This window comes from Neorhizobium tomejilense (genome assembly GCF_964254135.1).
In the GTDB taxonomy this organism is placed as follows: Bacteria; Pseudomonadota; Alphaproteobacteria; order Rhizobiales; family Rhizobiaceae; genus Neorhizobium; species Neorhizobium tomejilense.
The window spans coordinates 894,355-912,595 of sequence record NZ_CAXUSO020000002.1; the positions used below are offsets into that span (position 1 = coordinate 894,355).

At 61.7% G+C, this 18,241-nt stretch carries 11 protein-coding genes; 6 read left to right on the top strand and 5 right to left on the bottom strand.

Features of this window, described 5'->3' with window-relative positions; genetic code table 11:
- The first annotated feature begins 6 nt into the window (after positions 1-6).
- Genes ACSQ3G_RS26995 through ACSQ3G_RS27010 form a run of 4 tightly spaced genes read left to right on the top strand, consistent with a single transcriptional unit; the run spans position 7 to position 4,488 of the window.
- Positions 7-1,101 (top strand): ABC transporter ATP-binding protein, encoded by a 1,095-nt coding sequence (locus tag ACSQ3G_RS26995; RefSeq protein WP_436112435.1) that lies wholly within the window; start codon positions 7-9, stop codon positions 1,099-1,101.
- A 35-nt stretch (positions 1,102-1,136) separates the two neighbouring features.
- Positions 1,137-2,393 (top strand): Gfo/Idh/MocA family protein, encoded by a 1,257-nt coding sequence (locus ACSQ3G_RS27000; protein WP_436112436.1) that lies wholly within the window; start codon positions 1,137-1,139, stop codon positions 2,391-2,393.
- A gap of 5 nt (positions 2,394-2,398) precedes the next feature.
- A complete protein-coding gene (locus tag ACSQ3G_RS27005; RefSeq protein ID WP_436112437.1) occupies positions 2,399-3,421 on the top strand; it encodes a Gfo/Idh/MocA family protein in 1,023 nt (340 codons plus the stop codon).
- Positions 3,418-4,488, top strand: a complete 1,071-nt coding sequence (locus ACSQ3G_RS27010) for a Gfo/Idh/MocA family protein (RefSeq protein ID WP_436112438.1) — start codon at positions 3,418-3,420, stop codon at positions 4,486-4,488. Before ACSQ3G_RS27005 ends, ACSQ3G_RS27010 begins: the two co-directional genes overlap by 4 nt.
- Before the next feature lie 35 nt (positions 4,489-4,523).
- Here ACSQ3G_RS27010 and ACSQ3G_RS27015 read toward each other — a convergent pair whose 3' ends face one another.
- Both ACSQ3G_RS27015 and ACSQ3G_RS27020 read right to left on the bottom strand, forming a co-directional pair.
- The gene (locus tag ACSQ3G_RS27015) at positions 4,524-6,200 is read right to left on the bottom strand and encodes a response regulator (RefSeq protein WP_436112439.1); all 1,677 of its coding nucleotides are present in this window, start codon (positions 6,198-6,200) and stop codon (positions 4,524-4,526) included.
- A gap of 10 nt (positions 6,201-6,210) precedes the next feature.
- Positions 6,211-12,474 (bottom strand): HAMP domain-containing protein, encoded by a 6,264-nt coding sequence (locus tag ACSQ3G_RS27020; RefSeq protein WP_436113202.1) that lies wholly within the window; start codon positions 12,472-12,474, stop codon positions 6,211-6,213.
- A 306-nt stretch (positions 12,475-12,780) separates the two neighbouring features.
- On the opposite strand from ACSQ3G_RS27020, the gene ACSQ3G_RS27025 reads away from it, so the two are divergent.
- Positions 12,781-13,809 (top strand): four-carbon acid sugar kinase family protein, encoded by a 1,029-nt coding sequence (locus ACSQ3G_RS27025; protein WP_436112440.1) that lies wholly within the window; start codon positions 12,781-12,783, stop codon positions 13,807-13,809.
- 3 nt (positions 13,810-13,812) lie between these two features.
- Positions 13,813-14,517 (top strand): FadR/GntR family transcriptional regulator, encoded by a 705-nt coding sequence (locus ACSQ3G_RS27030; RefSeq protein ID WP_436112441.1) that lies wholly within the window; start codon positions 13,813-13,815, stop codon positions 14,515-14,517.
- Between the two features lie 46 nt (positions 14,518-14,563).
- Here the strand turns inward: ACSQ3G_RS27030 and ACSQ3G_RS27035 are convergent, their stop codons facing one another.
- From ACSQ3G_RS27035 to ACSQ3G_RS27045, 3 genes are read right to left on the bottom strand one after another with little or no spacing between them, the layout of a single operon-like run.
- Positions 14,564-15,682 carry an iron-containing alcohol dehydrogenase gene (locus tag ACSQ3G_RS27035; protein ID WP_436112442.1) on the bottom strand — a complete coding sequence of 373 codons (1,119 nt, stop codon included), beginning with the start codon at positions 15,680-15,682 and terminating at the stop codon, positions 14,564-14,566.
- 10 nt (positions 15,683-15,692) lie between these two features.
- The gene (pdxA, locus tag ACSQ3G_RS27040; protein WP_436112443.1) at positions 15,693-16,640 is read right to left on the bottom strand and encodes a 4-hydroxythreonine-4-phosphate dehydrogenase PdxA; all 948 of its coding nucleotides are present in this window, start codon (positions 16,638-16,640) and stop codon (positions 15,693-15,695) included.
- Positions 16,640-17,833 (bottom strand): sialidase family protein, encoded by a 1,194-nt coding sequence (locus ACSQ3G_RS27045; RefSeq protein WP_436112444.1) that lies wholly within the window; start codon positions 17,831-17,833, stop codon positions 16,640-16,642. Before ACSQ3G_RS27045 ends, pdxA begins: the two co-directional genes overlap by 1 nt.
- Positions 17,834-18,241 lie beyond the last annotated feature (408 nt).

Genomic DNA, 18,241 nt, shown 5'->3' on the forward strand with positions numbered 1-18,241 from the left:
AGACGCATGGCAGGATTGACGCTTCGAAACGTCGGCAAGCGCTACGGGGCGCTCTCCATCATCCAGGGGCTGAATCTGGACATCCACGACGGCGAGTTTCTTGTCCTCGTTGGTCCATCGGGTTGCGGAAAGTCGACGCTCCTGCGGATGATCGCGGGCCTCGAAGACATCAGCGAAGGAACGATCTCGATCGGCGGAAAGGTCGTCAACGATCTGCCCGCCTCGAAGCGCGAGCTTTCCATGGTCTTTCAAAGCTACGCTCTTTATCCTCATATGAGCGTTCGCAAGAACCTGGCCTTCGGTCTGCAGAACTTCAAGGTCTCGCGCACCGAGGTGGAGCGGCGGGTGGCAGAGGTCGCGCGCATTCTGCAAATCGAGCAGCTCATGGACCGCAAGCCTCGACAGCTTTCCGGCGGCCAGAAGCAGCGGGTGGCCATCGGCAGGTCGATCGTGCGCGAGCCGCAGCTTTTCCTGTTCGACGAGCCGCTTTCCAATCTGGACGCGGAACTGCGCGTGCAGATGCGGGCGGAACTGGCCTCGCTCTACGCCCGCCTCGGCACCACCATGATCTATGTGACCCATGACCAGGTGGAAGCGATGACCATGGCAAGCCGCATCGTGGTTCTCCGGGGTGGCAAGATCGAGCAGCTCGGCACGCCCCAGGAACTCTATACCCGGCCGCAAAACCTCTTCGTAGCGGGCTTCATCGGCTCTCCGAAGATCAACATGCTGCAGGCGAAAGCGACGCGCCACGCGGGCAGGACCGTGGTGTCGGTGGCCGGCATGCCCGATTTTGCGATTGCCGAGCTTCCGACCGCCGATCAGGCGCTGACTTTGTGCGTGCGGCCTTCGTCTCTGCGCATCGGCAATGGCGATGTCACGGGCGAAGGCACGATCCGGCTGGTGGAATACCTTGGCAGCGAGACCTTGCTGCATATCACCCTGTCTTCAGGCCAGGTCCTGCTGGCCAGCGACAATGGGCGAGTGCCCTATCGAATGGGTGATCCGGTCACCATCGGTTTCGACCTCTCCGACCTCCACTATTTCGATGGCGCAGGCAAACGCCTCGAACCCACTCATAACGAAAGCCAGACACAGTGAAGATCGCCATTGTTGGATGCGGTTCACGGCATCAGATGTTCCGCAATTCCGTTGTTGAAGATTATGCCGATAAACATGAGATTGTTGCACTTTGCGACAGCAACGCGCATCGCCTCAGCGAAGCGGCGCGAGCGGCTTCAAAGCCCGGGACGAACGGTGTCGCGACCTATCTCGCCGCCGATTTCGACCGGCTGATTGCGGAGCAGAAGCCGGATACGATTGTCGTCGCGACGCCGGATTTCCTGCATGCCGATTATATCGTCCGTGCCTTCGAGGCCGGCTGCGACGTCATTTGCGAAAAGCCGCTGACGATCGATCTCAGCCGTCTCAAGCAGATCGTCGATGCCCAGGCGCGCACCGGCCGGAAGGTCACCGTGACCTTCAACTACCGCTATTCGCCGGCGCGCACCCAGATCAAGGAGCTGATTTCGTCCGGCGCGATCGGCACGGTGACGACGGTCGATTTCCGCTGGCACCTCGATCGGGTTCACGGCGCCGATTATTTCCGCCGCTGGCATCGCCAGAAGGAGAATTCCGGCGGGCTCCTGGTCCATAAATCAACCCACCATTTCGATCTTCTCAATTGGTGGTTGGGGACCGCGCCGGCAGAAGTCCTCGCCTCCGGCCGTCGGGTGTTTTATCGACCGGAAACGGCGGTGGAACTTGGCCTCGCGGGCCGCGGGCCACGCTGCAGCGACTGTCCCGTGGCCCACAAGTGCGATTTCCGGCTCGACCTTGCCGCCGACGAAAACCTGCGCAATCTCTATGTCGAGGCTGAGCACGAAGACGGCTATTTCCGCGACCTTTGCGTGTTCGACGAAGAGATCGGCATCGAAGATACGATGCAGGCGCATATCCGCTACGCTTCGGGCGTCACCGCCAATTACACCCTGACGGCCTATTCACCCTGGGAAGGGTTGGAGATCAAGTTCCAGGGCACCAAGGGCGACATCACCCATCGCCATGTCGAAGTCCATGGGGTATTCGGCGGCAAACGCGCCCATGCGGATGAAGATGCGATCACCACGGAACTTCACCTGGCCGGCGAGCCTCCGCGCCGGCTTGCCGTTCCGAAGGCTGCGGGGGATCACGGCGGCGCGGATCCGGTCATGCTGGGTTATATCTTCGATCCGGAGAGCATGCAGCCCGATCCCTATGGCCGTGCCTCAGATCATGTTGCCGGCGCCTGGTCCATCCTCACCGGCATCGCCGCCAACGCTTCCATCGAGACGGGTTCGCTCGTCAACATCCAATCCATGCTTCGCGCTCGCGGCATCCACCTGAACAGGTAGTTCCCATGGCTTTTAACCTTCGCATCGGCGTCATCGGCATAGACCACGGACATATCTACGGCATGATCAACGGCATGCTGGACGCCGGCGCCACGCTCGTTGCATGGACGACCGGCGAGGAGACGCCGGAGGCGGTCCGCAAGACATTCCAGGAAACCTATCCGGATCTGCCGGCCCGGCCGATGCAGGCCATCCTCGACGACGAGAGCATTGGCCTTGTCCTGTCGGCGGCGATCAACAGCGAACGCGCCGATATCGCAGTGGCGGCGATGGGGCACGGCAAGGACGTTCTGGTCGATAAACCCGGCTGCACCAGTCTGGAACAGCTGGCAGACATCCAGCGCTCTGTCTCGGACACCGGGCGGCGCTGGGTCGTATCCTTTTCCGAACGCGTCTCCGTCGAGAGCGCCACCCTGGCGGATCAGCTGGTCGCCGAAGGCCGGATCGGCAAGGTCGTTCAGACAGTTGGTCTTGGACCGCATCGCTTGAATGCGCATCTCAGGCCGGATTGGTTCTGGGACAGGACCCGCTGCGGCGGAATCCTCGCCGATATCTGTGCCCATCAGTTCGACCAGTTCCTGCATTATACTGGATCGACCGAGGCACGCGTTGTTTCCGCCCATGTGACCAATGTCGCAAATCCGGATCGGCCTGGATTTCAGGATTTCGGCGAAGTTCTGCTGGAGGGCAATGGCGGCCGGGGTTATGCCCGGGTCGATTGGCTGACGCCCGACGGTCTTCCCGTCTGGGGCGACGGCCGGATGACCATTCTGGGGACGGAAGGTTATATCGAGCTGCGCAAATACATCGATATTGCCGGTCGCGACGGTCAGGACCACGTTTTTCTGGTCGACAAGTCGGGCGTCCAGCGTTTCGAGGCGAAAGGCGCCGGAAAGCCATTCTTCGCCCGCCTGGTTGCCGATGTGGAAAGGCGCACCGATACGGCCATGACCCAGTCCCATGCGTTTCTCGCGACCCGATTGGGACTGCAGGCGCAACTCCTCGCCGAAGAGAAAACAGACCGATGACGAAGCGCATCCGTGTCGCCGTCATCGGCGCGGGTATAGGCAAGGCCCATATCTCCGCCTATGCGCAATTGGCCGATCTTTTCGACGTCCATTACGTCTGTGACCTCAACCTGCCTCGCGCCGAGGATGCGGCGCAACAGGCTCCGGGTAGCCGGGTCGTTGCCGACATCAGCGAGGTCTTCGCCGACCCCTCCGTGGATCTGGTCGACATCTGCCTGCCGCCACAGCTGCACGCGCCGATGACGCTTGCCGCACTGGAAGCAGGAAAGCACGTGGTCTGCGAAAAGCCCCTTGCCGGTTCAATAACCGAGGTGCGCCGGATCGCCGACCTTGCCGCACGAACGGGGCGGCAGGTCTTTCCCGTATTCCAGTATCGTTATGGCGCCGGCTACCGGGCTGCGCACGAATTGAAGATCCGGGGCCTGCTGGGCAGGCCTTACGTGGTGGCCCTGGAGACACACTGGCAACGCGGCTCCGATTATTACGCAGAGCGCTGGCGGGGCACCTGGAAAGGCGAGCTCGGCGGCGTGCTCGTCAGTCATGCGTGCCATATCCACAACCTGACGACTCATCTCGCGGGAGATGTCGTGGAGGTTGCCGCCTTCCTCGATACCCGCGTCAATCCCATCGAGACCGAAGATTGCGCCGTGCTTTCGATGCGCACGGCAGCGGGCGCGCTGATCACCTCCTCGGTCACCTTGGGTGCCGCCGGAAACAGTTCGCGGCTGAGGATGTGTTTCGAGCATGTCACGGTCACGTCGGGCACGGAGCCCTATCAGATAGGGGCAGGACCGTGGAAGTTCGAAGCAACCGACCCCTCGCGGCAGCCCGAGGTCGATGCGGCAACGCGAGACATACCCGATGTCCTTCCGCGATTTCCGGGACTCTTCGCAGATGTCCATGCACGTCTCACCGGCGAACCTGACCTCTATCTGCCGTCGCTTCAGGAAAGTTATCACTCGATCGAGCTTGTGACGGCGATCTACGCGTCGGCAAGGGAAGGCCAGGTCGTACGCCTGCCGCTTTCCGCAGATCACCCCCTCGCCGCGGGCTGGCTACCGGTCTGAACAGGACAGACAGTCGCGGAGCCCGAAAGGATCGCTCAGGCGGCCGTCGCCCGCTCAGCCACCGCGCGATGCACTGCCGTCTGAAGTTGCTCTTGAGTGAACGGCTTCATCATCCGCGGGAGATCTGAAAGCCCTTGATCTTCGTGCAGTTCAACATATCCAGAGGCGAGGATCACCGGCAAGCCCGGATAGGAGGCGAGGATCCGGCGTGCCAGTTCCGCGCCGGTCATGCCCGGCATGGCGTGGTCCGTGATGACAAGGTCGAACGTCTGGTCGGAGCCAAGGATCTCGAGTGCGGCGGCGGCCGAGGATGCCTCCGTGGCGACATGGCCAAGATCCTCCAGCATTGCCGACGTCCCCATGCTGACGAGCGTATCGTCGTCGACCACAAGCACCGTCAGCGCATGCGGCACATTGGGAGCAGCGTCTGGCGATGTAGCCTCCGGTGACGACGCCGCCACCGCAATATTTTCGGCGACCGGCAACCACAAAGACACCGTCGTTCCTTCTCCCTTCACGCTGGACAGGTCCAGGATGCCGCCCGATTGAGCCGCAAGACCGTGCACCATGGAAAGGCCGAGACCCGTCCCCTTTCCAGGCCCTTTCGTCGTGAAAAACGGCTCGGTCGCGCGGGTCACCGTCGCTTCGTCCATGCCTTCTCCGGTGTCGGACACCGAAATCCGCACGTATCGACCCGTGGCCAGGCTGCCGTGCCTCGAGACATCTTTCTCTTCCGCGGACACCATGATCGTGCCGCCCCCGATCATCGCGTCCCGGGCGTTGACGAACAGATTGAGCAGAGCAAGCTCGAGCTGATTGCTATCAACCAACAACTGCGGAAGCCGTGGCGGAATATCTTTTCTGATATCGACCCCAGGTCCCAGCGCCTTGCTCAGCAGGTCCTGAATGTTTTCGAAGAGTTCGGCGAAATCGACCGCGTGCGGCTTCAATTCCTGGCGGCGCGCGAATGCCAGCAGCCGTTGGGTCAAAGCCGCGCCGCGCTCGGCCGCCTGTATCGCATTGGCGATCAGCCGCTCGCTCTTCTCGTCGATTGGAAGCCGCTTCTTCAGGAGGTTCAAGCTACCCAGCACCGCCATCAGCAGGTTGTTGAAATCGTGGGCGACGCCACCGGTCAGCTGACCGATCGTGTCCAGCTTTTGCGCCTCGAACAATTGAGCAAGCGCTTCTTCGCGCTCGCGCGTCCTCTGGTCGATCCGTTCCTCAAGGTCTTCATTGAGCTGACGGAGCTGGTTCGAGGACGCTTCGAGTTCGGCGGTGCGTTCCCGAACCCTGTCCTCGAGGTCGGCATTCAACCGCTCCAGTTCCCTCGTCTTCCGGTACAGGTCGGCGAATACCCGGACCTTGGCCCGCAGAACTTCCGGAACGATGGGTACGGAGACATAGTCTACGGCACCCGCCGCATAGCCGCGCAGCCGGTCCGGTTCCGCCATCATGACGGCCGACACAAAAATGATCGCCGTATGCTGGTATCGGGGGTGCTCCCTGATCATGCTGACGAGCTCGAAGCCGTCCTGCTCCGGCATGCAGACATCCACGAGAATGACCGCGATATCGTTGCGCAGGAGATGTTCCAGGGCCTCCCTGCCCGACTGGGCCTTGATCAGATTTTCGCCAAGCTCCTGCAGCACGACCTCATAGCTCAGGAGCTTTGCCGGCTGATCGTCCACGAGAAGGATATTGACGGGGTTCATGGCCATGTCCCTAGCGATGCAACCACATGCGGAGCGCGGAAAGCAATTGCTCCGTATTGACCGGCTTTGCCAGATAGTCCGACGCACCCGCCTCCAGGCACTTTTCGCGGTCTCCCTTCATCGCCTTTGCGGTCAGCGCAAGAATGGGCAGGCGCCGGAACCTGGGGTCCGAGCGGATCACCTGCATTGTTTCGTAGCCGTCCATTCCCGGCATCATGATGTCCATCAGGACGATCGCAACAGCCCGCTCCTTGTGAATGACGTCGATGGCTTCGCTGCCGGTCGTCGCTGTCAGAACCCGCATTCCGCGGCGTTCCAGAACGCTGCTGAGAGCAAAGATATTGCGGGCGTCGTCATCCACCAGCAGAACGGTCTCCCCGATCAGATCCTCGTCGGAACTGTGAAGTTCTTCAAGCATCGCTTGCTTCGCGGCCGGCATATCGGCCACGACCCGGTGGAGAAATAGTGCGGTCTCATCCAGAAGACGCTCGGGCGACTCCACACCTTTCACGACGACGCTGCGCGCCATCGTGTGTAGCTGGGCGTCCTCTTCCGGCGAAAGCTCGCGGCCCGTGAACACCACGACCGGAACCTCGGCAATGTCACTGTCGTCGCGGATCCTTTCGAGAACTTCGAAGCCGGACATGTCAGGCAGGGTGAGATCGAGAACGACGCAGTCGGCCGGGTCCTGCTTCAGCGCGGCCAGCGCTTCGGCGCCCGAGCCTACACTTTCGATGTCGATGTCGTCATGGCTGAGCAGGGCGGTCACGCTCAGCCGCTCCGCCTCGCTGTCTTCAACGAGCAGAAGCCGCTTGCGACGTGGTTCGGCATAGTTCTTCAGCCGCAGGAATGCCTTTCCGAGGCTTTCACTGGTCGTGGGCTTGCTCATGAAGGCGAAGGCGCCGCGCGTGAGGCCATGCTGACGGTCCTCGTCAAGGCTGATGATCTGGACCGGAATATGCCGCGTCGCCGCGCTCTGCTTGAGCTGGCTCAGCACCGTCCAGCCGAGCATGTCCGGCAGGAAGATGTCGAGGGATATCGCGGCGGGTTTGTATTCCTGCGCGAAATTCAACGCTTCGCTGCCGCGCGTGGCGACCAGGACCTTGAACCCGCTGTCATGGGCCAGATCGACAAGCACCCGGGCGTAATGAGGATCATCCTCGACGATCAATAGAACCGCATCCCCGGGGTTTATCTCGCCGCGATCGTCGTCGACTTGTTCGGCGGATTTGTCGGCACGTCGTGCTGCGGCCGCTTCCGCGAGCTGAACCACATTGCTTTGTGCCGGTAGGTATTTTGGCGCCGGGGAAGCGCCGACATATGTCAGCGGCAGGTAGAGGATGAACGTGCTGCCGACACCGGGCGTGCTGCGCAGCTGGATTTCGCCGCCAAGCAGGCTCGCGAGCTCGCGGCTGATCGCAAGACCTAGCCCGGTGCCCCCGTATTTCCGGCTGGTCGAGGCATCCGCCTGTTGGAACGCCTCGAATATGATGCGCTGCTTTTCGGGCGGGATGCCGATACCGGTATCGGATACTTCGAAGGCGATCACCGATGGCGCATGTTTGAGAGAAGGATGATCCAGGGACCAGCCTTCCGTCACGGGAGCGACTTTCAGCGTGACGCCGCCTTGCGCGGTGAACTTGAAGGCGTTGGACAACAGGTTCTTGAGGATCTGCTGCAGCCGCTTGGAGTCGGTAATGATGCTTCTCGGCACCTCTTCGCCGATTTCGACCGTATAGCTGAGATCGCGGTTTTCCGCCTCATGCCGGAACGGCCTCGACATCATCTCCAGCAGGTTGGTGATGAATATCTCCTCGGCATCGACCGAAACGGTCCCCGACTCGATCTTGGAGAGGTCGAGAATATCGCTGATCAGGTTGAGGAGATCGGTGCCGGCGCCATGGATCGTCTTTGCAAACTCCACCTGCTTGGAGGAGAGGTTGCCGTCGGGATTTTCTCCCAGCTGCTGGCCGAGGATCAGGATCGAGTTGAGCGGCGTGCGCAGCTCGTGCGACATGTTGGCGAGGAACTCGGATTTGTATTTCGATGTCAGCGCCAGCTCGGTCGCCTTTTCTTCCAGCGCGCGACGCGCCTGCTCGATTTCCTGGTTCTTCGCCTCGACCTCGACGTTTCGTTCTTCGAGCTGCTGCGCCTTTTGCTCAAGCTGTTCGTTGGTCTGCTGCAATTCCCTCTGCTGCGTCTGAAGCTCGGTCGCAAGCTGTTGAGACTGCTTGAGCAGGCCTTCCGTCTGCATCGTCGCCTCGATCGAGTTGAGTACGATGCCGATCGAGGTCGTCAGCTGGTCGAGGAAGGAAAGCTGCAGCTCGGTGAATTCGCCGGCTGAAGCAAGTTCGATCACCGCCTTGACCTGTCCTTCGAAGTGAACCGGCAGAACGATGGCGCTCTTGGGAAGGGTCGAGAAAACCCCCGAGCTGATGGGAACGACATTGTCTGGAAGATTGGTCACCAGAATGCGACGGGCATCGATGGCGCATTGCCCCACCAGGCCCTGACCGAACTCCAGACGCCGCGGATGTGCCGCGCCGACCCCGTCCGCGTAACTGGACAGTAGAGACAGGGTTGGCTGGCGATCCTCCGCGTCCACCTGATAGATCACGCCTTGATGTGCCCCGACGAGAGGCGCCAGTTCCGAAAGCAGCATCTTCCCGACCAGCGTCAGGTCGCGCTGGCCCTGGAGCATGTTGGTGAATCTCGCCAGGTTCGTCTTCAGCCAGTCCTGTTCGGTATTCTGCTCCGTCGTCAGGCGCAGATTGCCGATCATCGTATTGATGTTGTCCTTGAGCTCGGCGACTTCTCCGCGCGCTTCCACCTGGATCGACCGCGTCAGGTCGCCTTTGGTGACGGCGGTTGCCACCTCGGCGATAGCCCGGACCTGGGTGGTGAGGTTGGCCGCCAGTAGGTTGACGTTACCCGTCAGGTCTTTCCATGTACCGGCAGTGCCCGGCACGTTCGCCTGACCGCCAAGACGGCCTTCGACGCCCACTTCGCGAGCCACCGTGGTGACCTGGTCGGCGAAGGTCGCGAGCGTATTGGTCATGTTGTTGATGGTTTCGGCAAGCGCTGCGACCTCGCCCTTGGATGCGACGGTGAGGTTCTGCTTGAGATCGCCGTTGGCAACCGCCGTCACCACCTTGACGATGCCGCGCACCTGTTCGGTCAGGTTGGCGGCCATGACGTTGACCGTGTCGGTCAAGTCCTTCCACGTCCCCGCGACGCCCGGCACCTGCGCCTGGCCGCCGAGCTTGCCCTCGGTGCCGACCTCGCGCGCCACGCGGGTGACTTCGCCCGCAAAGGCGTTCAGCTGATCCACCATCGTGTTGATGGTGTTTTTGAGTTCCAGGATTTCGCCCTTCACATCCACCGTGATCTTGCGCGACAGGTCGCCTCGCGCAACGGCGGTCGTGACTTCGGCGATGTTGCGGACCTGCGTGGTGAGATTGGCGGCAAGCAGGTTGACGTTGTCGGTCAGATCCTTCCAGGTTCCCGCGACGCCCGGCACGACGGCCTGGCCGCCAAGGCGGCCGTCGGTGCCGACCTCGCGCGCCACGCGCGTCACTTCGCCCGCGAACGACCGCAGCTGGTCGACCATGGTGTTGAGCGTGTCCTTCAGCAGCAGGATTTCGCCACGAACGTCGACGGTGATCTTGCGTGACAAGTCGCCATTGGCGATCGCGGTGGCGACCTCGGCGATATTGCGGACCTGGGCCGTCAGGTTGCCGGCCATCGAGTTGACGCTGTCGGTCAGGTCCTTCCAGGTGCCGGCGACACCCGACACCTGCGCCTGGCCGCCGAGCTTGCCTTCGGTGCCAACCTCGCGTGCAACGCGCGTTACTTCGCCGGCGAAGGCGTTGAGCTGGTCCACCATCGTGTTGATGGTGTTCTTCAGTTCGAGGATTTCACCCTTCACGTCGACAGTGATCTTGCGCGACAGGTCTCCTCGCGCGACCGCGGTCGTCACTTCGGCGATGTTTCGCACCTGACCTGTCAGGTTGGAGGCCATCGAGTTGACGTTCTCGGTCAGATCCTTCCAGGTGCCGGCAACGCCGGGCACCTGAGCCTGGCCGCCGAGCTTGCCTTCGGTACCCACTTCGCGCGCCACACGCGTCACTTCCGAGGCGAACCGGTTGAGCTGGTCCACCATCGTGTTCAGCGTCTCCTTCAGCTGAAGGATTTCACCCTTCACGTCGACGGTGATCTTGCGCGACAGGTCGCCGTTGGCGATCGCCGTCGAGACCTCGGCGATGTTGCGGACCTGGGCCGTCAGATTGCCCGCCATCGAGTTCACCGAATCCGTCAGATCCTTCCATGTGCCGGCGACACCCAGAACGTTCGCCTGGCCCCCAAGACGCCCCTCCGTCCCGACCTCTCGGGCGACACGCGTCACCTCCCCGGCAAAGCCGTTGAGCTGGTCCACCATCGTGTTGATGGTTTCCTTGAGTTCCAGAATTTCGCCGGACACCGTCACGGTAATCTTCTTCGACAGGTCGCCCTGGGCGACGGCGGTCGCAACTTCGGCGATGTTGCGCACCTGACCGGTCAGGTTGGAGGCCATCGAGTTGACCGAGTCCGTCAGGTCCTTCCAGGTTCCCGCGACGCCGCGCACGTTGGCCTGGCCGCCAAGCCGGCCTTCGGTCCCCACTTCGCGCGCAACGCGCGTCACTTCGGAGGCAAATGCGTTGAGTTGGTCGACCATCGTGTTGATGGTCTCCTTGAGCTCCAGGATTTCACCCTTCACATCGACGGTAATCTTTTTGGACAAGTCGCCATTGGCGATCGCCGTGGAGACCTCGGCGATGTTGCGGACCTGTGCCGTCAGGTTCCCGGCCATGGAGTTGACGTTCTCGGTCAGATCCTTCCAGGTGCCGGCGACGCCGCGAACGTTTGCCTGGCCGCCGAGCCGACCCTCCGTTCCCACTTCGCGGGCAACGCGGGTCACTTCCGAGGCGAAGGCGTTCAGCTGATCCACCATCGTGTTGATGGTTTCCTTCAGCTCCAGGATTTCCCCCGAAACTGTAACCGTGATCTTCTTCGACAAGTCGCCATTGGCGATCGCCGTCGACACTTCGGCGATGTTTCGCACCTGGGCCGTCAGATTGGACGCCATGGAGTTGACGTTGTCGGTGAGGTCTTTCCAGGTTCCGGCGACGCCCGGCACCTGGGCCTGGCCGCCGAGGCGGCCTTCGGTGCCGACTTCGCGGGCAACGCGCGTCACCTCGCCGGCAAAGCCGTTGAGCTGGTCCACCATCGTATTGATGGTTTCCTTCAATTCAAGGATTTCGCCGGACACGTCGACGGTGATCTTTCTCGAAAGGTCGCCGCGGGCGACGGCGGTCGTGACCTGGGCGATGTTTCGCACCTGCGCCGTCAGGTTGCCGCACATTGCGTTGACCGAGTCGGTCAAATCCTTCCACGTGCCGGCAACCCCCGGTACGAGCGCCTGGCCCCCCAGCTTTCCTTCCGTGCCGACCTCCCGGGCAACGCGCGTCACTTCCGATGCAAAGGAGCGGAGCTGGTCGACCATCGTGTTGATGGCCTCCTTCAGCTGCAGGATTTCGCCGCGGACATCGACGGTGATCTTTTTGGAAAGATCGCCGTTGGCGACCGCAATCGTGACGTCTGCGATATTGCGGACTTGAGCGGTCAGGTTCGAAGCCATCGAATTGACGCTCTCGGTCAGGTCTTTCCAGACGCCGGTCACTTCCGGAACCTGAGCCTGCCCACCCAGTTTGCCATCCGTGCCAACCTCGCGGGCGACGCGCGTCACTTCGGACGTGAACACGCTCAGCTGCTTGATCATCGTGTTGACGATCTCGGCCGAACGCAGGAATTCCCCTTTCAAGGGTCTCCCATCGACGTCAAGCGGAACCGTTTGCAGGAGGTCGCCTTTTGCGACCGCCGTGATCGTCCGGGTAACCGCCGTCGTCGGCCACAGCAAATCGTCGATCAGGGTGTTGATCGACCCTTCCATGTCCGCCCAGGCTCCATCGGAGAGGCCAAATCTGACCCGGGTGCTGGTGCGGCCATCCCGCCCGACCACCTGACCGACATTTTCGAGCTGCGCCGCCATTTTCTGGTTGGCCGCGATGATGTCGTTCAATGTATCTGCAATTTTTCCGGTGACGCCGGTCATGTCAGACCGCATCCGGACCGAAAAGTCTCCCCGTCTCATCGCCAGGAGAGCTTCAAGCAGGGCGCGGGCGTCTTCGTCCGCCATCACCGCCACATCTACGTCGGAAAGGTCATCCGAATCCATGCCACTGCGCTGAACGTCATTGCCCTGCCTGCTCACCGAAGCCCCCTGCCTTAGAGTGCCATTTAATCTAGCGCAGGATTTCAAAAAGACTACAGGCCGGGCGCGCTCCGCCTCCCGCGTCAAACGAGCAGATTTCGCTCTGCAAAGGGACGCCAAATTACAGCAAGTGAAGGCCCGCAAAAATACGGTCTGGCCAATCCATCCGGCGCCCGCGCGACGACACAATTTGTCAAATACTGCTGTTATACAATTGACAATATGAGCAAATTTCGCTCAAAAAGATAACAACAGATTATGTGGTCCATTATGCTGGTTATTCTTGCCGACGACCTGACTGGCGCGCTTGATTGCGCGGCGCCGTTTGCCGGCAGGGGTTTGCATACTGAAATCGCGTTGAGCATCGAGGCTATCGGAGCGGCCTTGCAACTGAGGCCCGCGGTTCTTTCAGTCAACCTCGGATCTCGGGAAGTCGAGTCGGAGGCTGCGCGGCAGGCAACTGCGGCGGCCCTGTCGTGCCTGCCGTCGGACATCGTCCTGTTCAAGAAGATCGATTCCCGCCTCAAGGGCAATATCGCCGCCGAGCTCGACGCGACGCCTTTTCATCTGGCGCTGGTCGCGCCTGCGATACCTGACTTCGGACGGAATGTCCGAACGGGACATGTCGAAGGTTTCGGCCTGGACAAGCCGTTGAAGGTCGCCGACGCGCTTGGCGTTCATGCCGGACGCGCCATCATTCCCGATACGCTTTCACAGGAAGACATGTCTGCGGCTCTGGCAATTGGCCGCGAGGCCGGGGCAGATCTTCTTGTCGGCGCCAGGGGTCTCGCCGAGGCGCTGGCCTGTCACATGACCGGCCGTCAGGTCGCCGAACCGGCTCTCCCTGAACCCGGCCCTGCCCTTTTCGTCATCGGCTCGAGAGATCCGATCACGCTGGCGCAAGTCGAGGAATTGCGGCGGGCGGTCGTGCCTGACTATATTGCCGCGCCGAACGGGCACCCGGAGAGGATCGCACCGCCGCAGCATTCCGTGACGCTGGTTCAGGCCACGCCGGATGGAAAGGACGATCCGCCGCTTCTGGTATCGGACCGGTTGGCGGCCAGCATAGTCCCGGACATGACGGCACCGGTCGCCACTCTGCTTCTGTCGGGCGGCGCGACTGCCGAAGCTGTCCTGAAGGCAATGAATGTCTCGCGATTCCAGCTTCTCGGCGAATGTCTGCCGGGCCTTGGCTTGGCTTATATCGATGGCCAATGCATCATCGCCAAATCCGGCGGATTCGGCACGCCGGGCACATTGTGCGAGATAGCAAGAATAGCCATGGGCGAGAAGGGTTGAACGATGGGGCTTGAGAGCGGCACTGCCCGCAAGGGCCTTCCCGATATCGTCTTTGAGCGGATGTTGCGCGCGATCAAGTCGGGAGCATACAGGCCGGACGAACGGTTGCCGACCGAACATGAACTGGCCAACGAGTTCGAAGTGTCGAGGCCGATCATCCGGGAAGCGCTGAGACGGTTGCGCGAGCAGGGACTGATCTATTCGAGACGCGGCGCCGGCAGCTTCGTGCGTGCGCTCGGCCTGCGTGAACCGCTCGGATTCGGCCAGCTGGAAAATGTCGCCGATCTCCTCAACTGTTATGAGTTTCGCATGACGCTTGAACCTGCGGCGGCCGCAGCGGCGGCAGTGCGTCACGACAAGGAAAGCCTGGCGGCCATAAAGCGGGCCCTGGAATTGCTGCGCGATGCCACGAACCGCCAGGCCCATCGCGAAGACGCCGACTACCAGTTCCATCTGGCTATCGCGCGGGCGGCTCAGAACAGCTACTTCTCGACGGCGATGGAGGCCCTGAAGGATCACATTGCCGTGGGGATGAAATTCCACGGAGCCTCCGTGAAAAGAGAGGCAACCGGGCTGGCGAAGGTGTTCGGCGAGCACGAGGCGATCGCCGATGCAATCACACGCGGAGACCAGGAAGCGGCGCGGCAGTTGATGCTGGACCACTTGAAAGGTTCACGGGAACGGCTGTTTCAATCGTCGCACCGGTGAAACCCGTAGATGTCATCCGGCCACTCGCAGCCGGATGATCGTCACTTCAAAATGCCGCCTCGTAGATACCCAGCACATCGCGGACACTCATTTCTGCCGGGTTGTTATCCATCAGCCGACGGATCGCATGCGCCTCCGAAGCGTAGAGGGGAAACTCCTCCTGCCGGGCGCCGTGAGCCGCCAGCGACATCTGGATGCCAAGCGCTCCGCAGAAGTGGCATGCTGACGATCGCAATTCGTCGGAGGAGAGATTGTCACCGAGACCGAGTGCTGCCGCCACTTCCGCGGTCTTCGCAGCAGCGACAGACTGGTTGAAAGCTAGCACATGCGGGAAAACGATGGCATTGGCCAGGCCGTGCGGCAGGTTGAGCCGCGTCCCCAGTGGATAGGCGATTGCGTGGCCGGCCGCAGTATTGACGGGGCCGAGGCAAATGCCGCCGTAATAGGAAGCAAGCATCAGTCCTTCGCGCGCCTCCGTATCCTGCCCGTCCTTCACCGCCCGCGCCAGATATCGGCCGACAAGCCCGAATCCCATGCGCGCAAAGCCGTCGATCATCGGATGGGCGCGGCGGTTGGTGAAGGCTTCGACGCAATGCGCCATGGCATCGACACCCGTCGCGGCGGTCACCGCCGGAGGCACCGAATAGGTCAGTTCAGGATCGAGCACCGCGAAATCCGCGATCATGTGCGGGCTTTCAACCGCGATCTTGGTCCGCTTGACCGGATCGGTGATGAGCGAACGGATGCCGGCCTCCGAGCCGGTACCCGCGGTGGTCGCGACCTGTGCAAGCCGCGTGCGGCGACCGGCGACGCGATTGGGACCGGCAACGTCTTCGAGGTTCTGCTCGGAATCCCACAGCACCGCAACAAGCTTGGCGACGTCCAGCACCGATCCACCGCCAAGCCCGACGATCAGTTGCGGACGAGCCTTGCGGGCAGCAGCCAGCGCGGCATCCAGCGTCAAGGTATCCGGCTCGCCCGGAATGGCGTCGAATACGGAAAATCGGCCGGGTAACCGCAGACGGTCGGCAAAACCAGCCGTGATCGGCGTCGCGATGACCAGGGTCGAGGCGACGTCGCCAGCCCAGACGCCAACCTGGCTGATCGTGCCGGCCCCGACGGCGAGGCGCAGCGGCTGGTGGAGTGTGATGGGTGCAATGGCCATGACGCTTTCCTTACCGGGCCCCCGCCACGAGCTTGCGCGCGTAGGCGATGGCAGAATTCATGTTGCCGTGATTGGCGATCCCCTTGCCGGCGATATCGAACGCGGTACCGTGATCGACAGAGGTGCGGTCGATCGGCAGATCGACGGAAACGTTGACGGCCGTGTCGAAGGCGACCAGCTTGATCGGGATATGGCCCTGATCGTGATACTGCGCGACGACCAGATCGAAGCCGCCCGAATAGGCCCGGTGAAAAACCGTATCGGCGGAAATCGGACCGTGAACCTCGATGCCTTCGGCGCGGGCAGCCGCCACGGCCGGCGCGATCTGATCGTCGTCCTCCGTACCGAAGAGGCCGTTTTCGCCGCAATGGGGATTGATGCCGGCAACCGCAATGCGCGGACGTTCATAACCGATCCGCTTCAGATGCGCGTCACCGGCGCGGATCGTCGCCAGAACCCGTTCCGTCGTGGCGCGCCGGATAGCCTCCTGCAGGGAAACATGCGTGGAGACATGGATCACCTTCAGACGGTCCGACGCCAGCAGCATGTATGCCGCTGCCGAGCCGGTGAGGCTGCGCAGCATGCCTGTATGGCCATCGTAGTGATGACCCGCAAGGTTGAGCGCTTCCTTGTTGATCGGCGCGGTGACGATGCAGCCGATCGAGCCGGCCTCGGCATCGCGTACGGCGCGCTCGATGAAGCGGAACGCCGCATCGCCGGCGACCGCTGACAACTGCCCCCAGGGCAGAGGCGCTCCCTCCACCGGGAGATCGACCACGTAAGGCGTGAGGTCGAGCGCGACCCCGACCGCATCGCGGGCCGCCTCCAGCGTCAGCAGATTGCCATAGACCCGTGTTGCGGATCGATCGGCGTCCGACATCTCGGCCAGCGCCTTGACTGTTACTTCCGGACCGACGCCACAGGGGTCTCCCATGGTGATACCAATGATATTGCTCATCAAATTCTCCCGTCAGTCGCGTCTGCCCAGCCCGAAGCCAGGCTCACGTATTTGATTGCCCGCCTGTGATAGGTATAGGCGATGTGCAGGGTCCCGTCCGGCGCTTCCAGTAGCCACGGATAGGACATTTCCTTGTTCCGACCGTCGGTGGAATCGTTGGACAGGCAGGTGCCTGGTCCATCTTCAATCAGAATGCGGACTGGGAAGCTTAAACCACCATCATTCGAAATACAGACACAAACCGGCGCACGCGGCACGCCCCAAACCGGCACGCAACCGCCGGTGGGATCGGCATCGGGCCGTTCATCACTCTCGCCGAGTTCATCGTAAAGCGAAGCACGGCGATCGCCGGACTGAGCCGCGCTTACCGGATTGCAGATCATCGCCAGCCGGCCATCGCTCAGGCGAATAACCGCGATCGAGGAATTGTTGTTCGGCACATCCGTTGCCTCGGGCACCGACCAGGATCGGCCGCCATCGGCGCTTTCGCTCCGGTAGACGAAATCCGCCTGCCTTCGGCGGAAAAATGCCGCATGACCGGCTGCCGGCAAGGCGACGGGACTCATGTGGACGCAGCCGGTCGATTGCGGCAATTCTTCGAGGCGCCAGGTTTTCCCGGCATCTGTGGATATCCCGATCGCCGCCGTGTCATGGCTTCCATTCCACTTCTGGCCCGGCCGCTGGACGCAGCGGAAGATCGGCAGAAGCCATGCGCCGTCATCCCGCACCGTCAGCGGAGCCCGGATAAAACATCCTTTCGGCAGGTCGAGATAACCGCCCGCCTCCGCGGCCAGCCGTGTCGGGTCGCTTTGATCACGCCGGATCTCGGCCATGCGGATACGGCATTCATCCTGGTTGCCGGAAGGCTGCGACGTGTGGAAAAGCCAAAGCCGGGCGTCGGGCGCGGCAAACAGAACCGGGTTCTGCTCGGAATGTGCGTCATCGAAGCTCAACCTCTGCGGCGAACCCCAGAGGCCCGAGGACGGCACCAGGACGGAGGCGAAAATGGATATGTCGGACTTGCCTTCCAGCGAGCCACCGAACCAGGCGCAGATCAACGCGCCGTCTGCCAGGAGATGCAGGAAGCTTGCGTGGTTCTGCACCATGGGGGAAGGCAGGAAGGCTTCGCGCCTGCCGGCGGTCACCATCCGTACCGTGCCGGTCATTGCTGCCGCTATTTCATCAGGGCTCATAAAGCTCTCCTCTCGGCACTGAGAATTGCCAGAAACACAAAGTTGTCAAGTTTTATAATGCCCACAAGCCACGGTTTTCGAGTATCACTAACAACATAACTATATGGGAAATAATGATATTTTTACGAAAGAATTTTTCGTAAAAAATTACATCGCAAAACAATTTGACAAAGTGCGCGGGACGGAACATGGTTTGGAGGAGAATAGCACAGGAGGAGTAGGCGATCGCGGTGCAGCGAAATAGGTGGCCCTGCCGTCGGGGAAATTTTCGGTGCAAGATCCGAACATTCCACGACAGAGCCTCCAAATCGCCATCGGTCTTCCTTCACGGGTCGGCTCGCCAATCACCAAATCAGCCGTTCATCCACCGGGCCACGGCAGGTCGATCGGAACGGTGTCTGATCAATT